This is a genomic window from Desulfovibrio sp. ZJ200, assembly GCF_011039095.1.
Lineage (GTDB): Bacteria > Desulfobacterota > Desulfovibrionia > Desulfovibrionales > Desulfovibrionaceae > Desulfovibrio.
This window is the reverse complement of record NZ_JAAKEH010000073.1, coordinates 1-8,245: the sequence shown is the minus strand read 5'-3', so window position 1 is coordinate 8,245 and position 8,245 is coordinate 1. Positions and strand designations below refer to the sequence as shown.

13 protein-coding genes and 1 pseudogene are annotated in these 8,245 nt (G+C 55.4%); 6 read left to right on the top strand and 8 right to left on the bottom strand.

What is annotated here, in order from left to right; genetic code table 11:
- The coding region (locus G7Y52_RS13800; protein ID WP_165065509.1) for a helix-turn-helix domain-containing protein at positions 1-230 on the bottom strand (230 nt) is incomplete at its 3' end.
- Between the two features lie 443 nt (positions 231-673).
- On the opposite strand from G7Y52_RS13800, the pseudogene G7Y52_RS15575 reads away from it, so the two are divergent.
- Positions 674-760: pseudogene (locus G7Y52_RS15575) on the top strand (Arm DNA-binding domain-containing protein); the annotation flags it as partial.
- A 113-nt stretch (positions 761-873) separates the two neighbouring features.
- Positions 874-1,749 (top strand): site-specific integrase, encoded by an 876-nt coding sequence (locus G7Y52_RS13795; protein WP_346773718.1) that lies wholly within the window; start codon positions 874-876, stop codon positions 1,747-1,749.
- A 99-nt stretch (positions 1,750-1,848) separates the two neighbouring features.
- Here the strand turns inward: G7Y52_RS13795 and G7Y52_RS13790 are convergent, their stop codons facing one another.
- Entirely contained in the window at positions 1,849-2,118 is a 270-nt protein-coding gene (locus G7Y52_RS13790) for a hypothetical protein (protein ID WP_165072863.1), read from the bottom strand.
- A gap of 527 nt (positions 2,119-2,645) precedes the next feature.
- On the opposite strand from G7Y52_RS13790, the gene G7Y52_RS13785 reads away from it, so the two are divergent.
- Genes G7Y52_RS13785 through G7Y52_RS13775 form a run of 3 tightly spaced genes read left to right on the top strand, consistent with a single transcriptional unit; the run spans position 2,646 to position 4,549 of the window.
- Positions 2,646-2,969, top strand: coding sequence for a hypothetical protein (locus G7Y52_RS13785; RefSeq protein WP_165072861.1), 324 nt, complete (start codon positions 2,646-2,648; stop codon positions 2,967-2,969).
- The gene (locus G7Y52_RS13780; RefSeq protein ID WP_165072859.1) at positions 2,966-3,166 is read left to right on the top strand and encodes a hypothetical protein; all 201 of its coding nucleotides are present in this window, start codon (positions 2,966-2,968) and stop codon (positions 3,164-3,166) included. Before G7Y52_RS13785 ends, G7Y52_RS13780 begins: the two co-directional genes overlap by 4 nt.
- A 6-nt stretch (positions 3,167-3,172) precedes the next feature.
- Entirely contained in the window at positions 3,173-4,549 is a 1,377-nt protein-coding gene (locus tag G7Y52_RS13775; protein WP_165072857.1) for a relaxase/mobilization nuclease domain-containing protein, read from the top strand.
- Positions 4,550-4,555: 6 nt separating this feature from the next.
- On the opposite strand, the gene G7Y52_RS13770 is transcribed toward G7Y52_RS13775, so the two are convergent.
- The 5 genes from G7Y52_RS13770 to G7Y52_RS15410 all read right to left on the bottom strand — a co-directional run bounded on the left by G7Y52_RS13770 (position 4,556) and on the right by G7Y52_RS15410 (position 6,759).
- Positions 4,556-4,837: a hypothetical protein gene (locus G7Y52_RS13770; protein ID WP_165072855.1), complete on the bottom strand. Its 282-nt coding sequence runs from the start codon at positions 4,835-4,837 to the stop codon at positions 4,556-4,558.
- 124 nt (positions 4,838-4,961) lie between these two features.
- Positions 4,962-5,555 (bottom strand): hypothetical protein, encoded by a 594-nt coding sequence (locus tag G7Y52_RS15545; RefSeq protein ID WP_277424319.1) that lies wholly within the window; start codon positions 5,553-5,555, stop codon positions 4,962-4,964.
- A complete protein-coding gene (locus G7Y52_RS15540; protein ID WP_277424317.1) occupies positions 5,456-6,172 on the bottom strand; it encodes a hypothetical protein in 717 nt (238 codons plus the stop codon). Before G7Y52_RS15540 ends, G7Y52_RS15545 begins: the two co-directional genes overlap by 100 nt.
- The gene (locus tag G7Y52_RS15415) at positions 6,169-6,594 is read right to left on the bottom strand and encodes a hypothetical protein (RefSeq protein WP_277424318.1); all 426 of its coding nucleotides are present in this window, start codon (positions 6,592-6,594) and stop codon (positions 6,169-6,171) included. Before G7Y52_RS15415 ends, G7Y52_RS15540 begins: the two co-directional genes overlap by 4 nt.
- Before the next feature lie 3 nt (positions 6,595-6,597).
- Positions 6,598-6,759 (bottom strand): hypothetical protein, encoded by a 162-nt coding sequence (locus tag G7Y52_RS15410; RefSeq protein WP_346773719.1) that lies wholly within the window; start codon positions 6,757-6,759, stop codon positions 6,598-6,600.
- Between G7Y52_RS15410 and G7Y52_RS15100 the strand changes: the two genes are divergently transcribed.
- Complete coding sequence (locus G7Y52_RS15100) at positions 6,679-6,942, top strand: hypothetical protein (protein ID WP_206215321.1); 264 nt, start codon at positions 6,679-6,681, stop codon at positions 6,940-6,942. The two genes, G7Y52_RS15410 and G7Y52_RS15100, sit on opposite strands and share 81 nt — an antisense overlap.
- Positions 6,943-7,021: 79 nt before the next feature.
- Here G7Y52_RS15100 and G7Y52_RS13750 read toward each other — a convergent pair whose 3' ends face one another.
- On the bottom strand, positions 7,022-7,843 hold the full coding sequence (locus G7Y52_RS13750; RefSeq protein ID WP_165072851.1) for a hypothetical protein: 822 nt from the start codon (positions 7,841-7,843) through the stop codon (positions 7,022-7,024).
- Positions 7,844-8,245 lie beyond the last annotated feature (402 nt).

Here is an 8,245-nt window from a genome sequence, read left to right as displayed (position 1 = left end):
TTTTTATCAAGAAGGGCTTGCAATTCCCGAATCTCCTCGCATGAGAAACAACTTGGGCGATGGCCATTGGGTTTGGCTGATAATCGTTGGTTTTCACGGTAAGCTCTGACCCAATTGCAGATGCTAGCCGGGGTATAACCTAAAATATCTGCCAATTGCCTGGCTGTTGCTTTTCCATCAAGATACGCATGAACAGCCTTGGTTCGGATTTCTTCAGATGCAAATTTCATCTCTGCAATCTAAACGATTTTTAAATAAAATAAAAGTCAAATTGCTCTAATCAGACATCTTTGCCTTATCCCATCCACAAAAATCCACCTGCATCCACAAAAACCGTTGGTAGACGTGTTGGTAGTCTTTTGGTAGGTCTGGGCGGTCAATGACGGCGTTTCCCAGGGTCTGGCAGTGCTGCCCCCGACCCTGGAAAACTGAACGGGGTTCCCCTCTCAGCTACCGGCATATTTCTTGTAATACATTGTATCAAAAGGTTTTTTTAGAAATATGTTGGTAGCAGTCAGTCCAACCGTACCAAGAAACACCACTCTGGAGGTGGCCGGATGAAGCTGACCGACACATTCATACGGCATGTCACAGCCAACGGCAAGATTCAGAAGCACTCGGACGGCGGGGCCTGTTCCTCTACGTCACGCCTACGGGCAAAAAATCGTGGCGGTTGGCGTACCGCTTCGCGGGCAAGCAAAAGCTTCTTTCCCTTGGGCCGTATCCGTCCGTGAGCCTGCGCGAGGCGCGGGAAAAACGGGAAGACGCCAAAAAGCTGCTGCGGGAACATACCGATCCCAGTGAGGCCCGACGCCAGGCCAGAGAAGCGGCGGCGGAAGCGGCCCGCAACTCTTTCGAGGACGTGGCGCGGGAGTGGTACGCCAATATTCAGCGAAATGGGTTCCCGCATACCGAAAAACAGTCATTCGTATTCTGGAGGAAAACCTCTTTCCCCACATCGGCAAACGTCCCGTCAACGCTATTACCCCAAGGGAACTGCTGGCCGTTCTCCGGCGAGTGGAAGAACGGGGCGCGCTGACCATCGCCCACAAGGCGCTGCGCGATGCCGGACGGATTTTCCGTTACGCCGTTGTCACCGGCAGGGCGGAACATGACATTGCCGCCGATTTGCGCGGCGCTCTCGCCCCCACGGTCAACGGCCACCATGCGGCCATCACCGAACCCGTTGCCGTGGGCGAACTGTTGCGCAAAATCTACGCCTATGAGGGGAACTTTTTCATCTCCCGCGCCCTGCGTCTTGCGCCGCTGGTTTTTGTCCGTGCCAATGAACTGATCCGCGCGGAATGGGAGGAAATCAACCTTGAGGCGGCGGAATGGCGCATTCCGGCGGAACGGATGAAGATGAGGCAAATCCATGTCGTGCCGCTTTCGCGTCAGGCCCTGACGATTTTCCATGAGCTGCATGAGAAAAGCGGCGATGGACGCTTTGTCTTTCCTGGCAACAGGGCGGGAAACGACGGCCCCATGTACAGGGGAGGCCCGTTGCGCGTCCTGCGGCAACTCGGCTGCGTCACCGGCGAACATACCTTTCACGGCTTCCGGTCAATGGCGTCCACGCTCCTGAACGAGCTTGGCTATAACACAGACTGGATAGAGCGCCAGCTTGCCCACTGTGAACGCAATGGCGTCCGCGCCGCGTACAACTATGCGGAGTATCTGCCGGAACGGCGACGCATGGTTCAGGAGTACGCTGACTATCTGGATATGTTACGCGGAAAAGTACGATAGGCGGGATAAAAGGCAAGACACGCCCCCGGCCCTGTTCCAGAGATTCCGTAATGCAGCGCGGCCCAGGCATGCACCCTGACCGCGCCGTTTCTTTTTGCCTCATATCCCGTCTGTGCTTCCATGTCCGCCAGTTTCGCCAACGGCAGCGGGCGGGGCTGTGTCTTGATCCGTCTCTTCCTTGCCCGTGGCAGACCCCAGTGCCGGAACTTTTTCAAACAGGGCTTCCAGCCTGGTCAGTGGAACCGAAAGCCCGGCATCCGCGAGTACGTCCCTTATGTCGCGCGGGGTATAGCCCTGCCGCGCGGCCTTCCTGATGTCCTTGCCCAGAAGCTCCGCGACTTCCGCACGGGTCTTGCCAATCGTTTTCATAGGCAAGCTGCGGAGCTTTTTCCGGGCGGCCTCTATTTGTTCCATTGTGTAGCGCCGGGCTTTTGCCATAGCTGTCACCTCCCTTGTTAAAAATTCAGAGACCTTTCCCCATACCACAGTGAAAACTTGAGTGGCAACTTTTCTTTGTGGACATATTTGTACAATACTGGATGTATCTGGATTATAGTACATAAGTATAGACAGTAAATTTTTTTAAATCATTTCTGTTTAAATTTATATTGCCGTCAGAATCATTTGTTCAAGGAAAAGCAATACAGTCTTTTTCATTTTTTCTCTGGCCTTCAAGCGCATTTTTCATCTATGCTTGCGCCAAAAGGGGAAGCACGGCGTGACCGATGCGCCAGCAGAAGTATGAATGTACTGCCCCAGAGACTGATGAGCGTTCTTCTTTACAGGATGGTAGCTGTCTGACGCCAGCTAACATCCTGCCAAAGGCTTCGCCTCTGGACTCCGGCAGAGCGTTCGGCGCTTCGCTTCTCACGCTCTCAAAAAGGCGGGAAAGGCAGATGGAAAAGCGGAAGGCGACAATCAGATTTCAGCGGCGGCGGACGCTCAGGCTCACCGCTGAAGAAGACGCAAGAATCACCCGACAGGCCGCGACCGCCGGAATCTCGGTTTCCGAGTACATGCGGCGGCTGTTCTTCGGCGGCAGGCCCATCATTGCCAGAACGGACGACCAGATCATCCGGGAACTACGACGACTTGGAGGTCTGCTCAAGCATCATTTTGCTGTGGTGAAGCAGACGGGAAACGCGGCCACCCTCACGGAACTGGAAGCCGCTCTGCGGGCAATCCGGGGAACCATTGAAGCCCTGAGCGAACAACAATGATCGTCAAAAAGCTCAAACGTACCAGCTTCAAAAAATCCAAGTCCGCCATGATCGGCGGTCTGGTGGACTACATTCTTGCTTCTCATGACGACGCGGGCAGGGACAAACTCGCCTTTGCAGGAAGCAGAAATTTCCTCACCTCGACTGTTGCCGCACAGAAAAAAAAGATGATTTCCCTGGCCGAGGAATCCATCTAGAGCAAAATGCCGGTCACGCACTGGATTCTGTCATGGCAGGAAAACGAACAGCCGTCCCGCGAACAGGCGGACGAGGCGGTCAGTCTTTTTCTTCGGGGAATGGGGCTTGCCGAACACCAGACAATTTATGCCCTGCACAAAAACACGGGCAATTATCACCTCCATATCGCCGTCAACCGAACGCATCCTTACACGCAGAAAGTCATTCAACCGCATCATGGATTCGATATTGAGGCAGCACACAAGATTGTTGCTGAAATCGAACATAAACAGGGCTGGGCACTGCAGATAAATGCCCGCTATCGCATCAATGAACAAGGGCATGTGGTCAGGAATCTCCAGCATCGGGAACAGGTAAAACCCAAGTCCAAGGCCGAGGACTTTGAAAGCGCCACGGGCGAAAAGTCCGCGCAGCGTATCGCCCAGGAGCGCGGTCATGCCGTCATTCAGAACGCCTCGTGCTGGGAAGAGGTTCACGCCGGACTGGACGCCGTGGGGCTGCGTTTCGCCCGCAAGGGTTCGGGCGCTGTGATTTTTGTGGGCGACACGGCGGTCAAGGCGTCCAGCGTGGACAGGAATTTCAGCATGTCCAGGCTGTGCAAACGGCTCGGAGCGTTCGAGCCAGGCTACTACTCCGGGCGGACATTCAAAAAGCCCGCCCCGGAGCCGGTCAGTCATGTCTGCCGGGAGGAATGGCAGGAGTATCAGAAGGAGCGGCAAAGGCTGGCCAAAGGAAGACGCCTCGTTGAAAAGAAACAGGAGGAAGAATGGGAAGAGCTGGAACAACGGCAGCGGGATCGCCGGGAGGCGGCCACAGCCCGTCTTGCCCGGCACGGGCTTTTCGTGCTGAATATTGCCCGGCATTTTTTGAAAGAACAGGAGCGGGAGGAGAAAGCGGCGTTGCGGGACAGGCAATCTCAATCAGAAAAACCGGAGCGGCTCCCGCGCTTCAAGCACTGGCTGGGCAAGCGCAGCCCGCACCGCGGCAATCTGTGGCGTTTTCGGAGAAGGCTCGCTCCCGGCGTGGAGGTCAGGAAGCGTGAATTTCCCAGGGGCGGCACGCTGCCCTCGCCCTATGCCGCCTACCGGGAAATGGTCAAAAAACGATTCCCGGAACAGATGGACGCATCACGCCTGGACGCGGCCATTGCCCTGTACCTACGCTGTGCCGGATACACGCCGCAGGATGTGGCCAACGAATTATTCAGACACACCCCGGCCCGCCTCCATGGACAGAGCCGTGACGAACGGATAGAGTACGGGCGCAGGGTGGTCTGGTATGCATTCGGGACAGCGGGGGATATTGATATTGCGAATGTGCGGCCTACGAAGGAAGAAATTCAAAGATTCAACAGAGACGCTGAGGACATTGGAGCACGATAGAATACATCACGAAACACGCGAAAGGCAGACACGTCCGGCCTTCCGGTTACGATGATTTTCCAGCTGTATCCTGCATTGCCTGGCGGGAAAGGACAGGATATAAGATGAACCGCACGGCTGCTTCTTTTCACTGACTGCCTGCGCTCGGCGCGGCGCAAGCCGGAAAAGGAGCACGGCCATGAGACGTTTGATCATGGTCTCGCTTATCGTACTGGCTGTGGTGCTGTTGCTGGCGTCTGACGCCATGTAACGGCTGACCCCGGCCCACTCACGATGGGTCGGGGTCATGAAAAAACTGTAACTCTAGCAGCCGTGCGGGGCGCTGTAACGCGCCGCGCCAGCCCCGGTTTCTGTTGACGCAGGAACCGGGGTTCCCTTTTTCTATAAGTCGTCACTTCCGGCTTGGCAAGTGTTATCCGGAGGCATCATCCAGCCTTTGCCCAATCCCCTCCACGGCCGTGCTGATGCCCTCCCGTGTATAGAAATTTCCGTTGACTAGGGCATGAATCTTGAGCACGCGCTCGAAATCCGCAATCGCTGCCGCTTCCGGCCCGCGCGGATGGCTCCAGAAGGCGTCCAGCGGCATTTCCGCCTTGCTTACCGCCAGACCCTGCATGGCGTAGATGGACGTGCCCACGCAGTAGACCGGCTTGCCTTGGCGCAGGGCCGAAATCCCTATGGTGGAGTTCAGAACCACCACCCCCAGACTTCTGTCCATCATTTTGTGGGCCTTGCCGCCCTCGATGAAGTGGACTCGGCTGCTGATGCCGCAGGCCGTGGCGAAAGAGGCAATGAAGCCCGCATAGTCGATCAGGCCGTTATCCAGCGGGTGATTGCGGATGAGGATATGGGTATCCGCCGGGGCGTTTCGGGCGAAAGAGGTCAGCACGCAGGCAATGGCCTCCTTCATGCCGCTGTAGGGAGAATAACGGCGAACCTGGGAATCGGCGTCAAGCTGGAGGGGAAAGAGAAAGTACGGCGCATGGGCGCGGTACGCGGCCCGCAGCGCCCGGGCGGAACGCTTCCCCGGGCGGGACGGCTCAGCACGCGCAAAAACCAGCCCCAGACCTCGCGGCTGGCGCTTTGGGGGCGGTGGGTCTGAAAATGCCGGAACAGCGGCCAGAGAAAGATTGTCCCCGCATAATGGGCGATGGCCCGCCAGGTCTTGACGGTTTGCGGATTGCCGAGTTTGCGGGCTCGCGGCGCGTCCGGGCAGCGGGCGGCCAGTTCCGCCATGCCTTCTCTGGTGTGCGGCAGGGAGGAAAGACCGTTCACGCCGCCCTGCTCCAGAGTGATGTAGTCCGGGCGCAGATAGCCTTCCTCATAGGCCCAGATCCGGATGCCCCGGATTTTGGCCAGCAGGACGGCTTCCCGGTGCAGGGGCCGCCAGTCTCCGAAGACATGCAGGTCCGTCACCTGTTTTTCATCCATGAGCCGGGCAATCCATGCGCTCCAGGCCGTGGCTTTTTTGCGGAACAGGCGGGTGTGGGGCCAGGGCCAGTCCACCACGTCGCCGCAGCAGCAGTTGACGCGGATGACCGTATCCCCCCGCCGGTCCAATGCCCGCCCCAGCCGCCGGAAAAAGGGACCGTGCGGCCCCTGAAGAAAGAGATGGGTTTTCATCGTCCCATGCTCCGCAGGAAGCCTCGCCCGGCAGTGGCAAGCCGCGCCCAGACGCGCCCGCGTATCTGGCCGTCCGGCTGGAGCAGGCGGCAACAGACATCCTCGGCCCGGCAAAAGCCCCCTGTCTGCCAGTCGTACCAGGAGGGATAGAGCAGCAAGGCTCCGACCGCCAGTTCATCCAGCGTCAGACGGGCCTTGCGGCGGGGGAAGGATTGTCTGTCTTCCGTGAGGCCCCAGCCCGCGTAGAACGGCCCGCCATAGGTGAAGACCCTGACCCCGCGCAGCAATGCCTCAAAGCCGGTCTGGAAAGTCAGGGTATGCACCTCATGGATCAGGGGCAGAAGACGGCCCATAGGGAAGTCGCGCAGGATAATATCCGCATGGCGCCGGGCTTCCGCTTCACCTCCGGTGGGGTGCGGAATCCATCAGCTCCGGCGTTTCCCAGCCGGAAGTATTGAGCAGTTTTTCCAGATCGGACGGCCCCCGGCGTCGTAGTAGATGCCCGTATGATCCACCACCAGAGAGAGCGGCGGCGCCCCCTTGCAGCCGAGATCAAGGGAGCGCAGAAAGCCGTCATCCAGAGCGATGTAGGGGAGGTGGTGTTGAGCCGCGTAGCGGCGGGCCTTGTCCGCCGTGGGTTTGTGGCCTCAGCCGAGGACGAAAGACGAAGAAAAGACCTCCTTTTCCTGTTGCAGAAGAGCATCGGCTCTCCGGAGAGGAAGTTTTTTGGAAAAACAGAACATCACTTGTCTCTGAATACCTGTTTTTGAAAAAGTCATCTGTAGACAGGTATGGGCAATCCCTCGGCAATCCGGAGGATACGTAGCCTTAATGATAATGAATCATATATTATTTGCTTGGGATGTCCCGGAAGTGCATCTGTGCCTGATGAACATCATTTCTATCTATGGCTTGATGGACTTCCTCCTGATATGCCTTCATTTGTTGAACCTGTTCATTAATTTTTGACAGTTGGCTTGTTATCTCCACAAGGGCATTATTGTCATGCTGTGGTATCTTTGCTGGGACGGATTGCATGGATTTCTTCTGCCTTTCAATGCTTTTCATCTGTTTTTGAAGCTCGCTAATCGTTCTGCGCAGAGTTTTTTGTTCGTCCTTCAGCAAGGTTATTTCACTGTCATTGAGCAAAATCGACTTGTCGCCATTTGTTTTTTTCCAGTATGTAATATAATATGTGTAGTACGTCACATTTTCAAAGGAACGGGTTGTGTGTAATCCTCTCTTAAGAGCCATCTGATAATCAGACTTCCCTTTGGCATCAAGAATGTCCACCAACAGATTACCAATATCTATTTTTTCTTTTTCTTCACAGACAGTTTTCTGATCTGTGATAAAATAAAGAGCATGAGAAGCCCCTATTTCATACGCCGCCTTTTTTATATCGGAGATGGACAGGGAATATTGCGATTTTATCACACGATATCCCTTGTAGACAAATCCCCGTGTTTTCATAATAGCTTGAAGAACATAGGGATTGGCATTCTGCGTACTTTGAACACTAATAAGTTCTTCAGGAGTACGTTGCTGGTCAGTGAAAAAGGCTGCGTCGGCGGGCATCTCATTAGGCGCGGGGACATATTGTTTGTACGTTCCCTGACATGCGCAGAGACAGAGGACAGACAGCAACATGAATAGTGACGAAAGTTTCATGCTCATCTCCCCAAAAGACGTTTCAGTTCTTTGCAATCAGAATTCGCTTCATCCTGTATGGATTGCGGAATTTGAGCTTGAATCGCGTCCATGTGTGGGCGGACAGACGTGTCCCCAAGGCAGAGAGCCTGAGCGTAGGCAAGATAAGCAGATTCTTTTCTTTCTTGGTCGGAGAGTTTGACAAATATGTTGTCGGTGTAAAGTTTGGCGAGAATTTTTGCTGACTTCGCATCGCCAAGATTGATATGCTCTAGTTTCGACTTGATCTGACAGTACCCCTTGAAAAGGAAAGGGAACTCCGTTTTGATGGAAGTGTAAGCAACCCATCAACCGGGCGTCATGCCCAAGGAGTTCCCGATGCAAAGTTTCAACCAAAGCGTCATCAAACACAAGACCGGACTT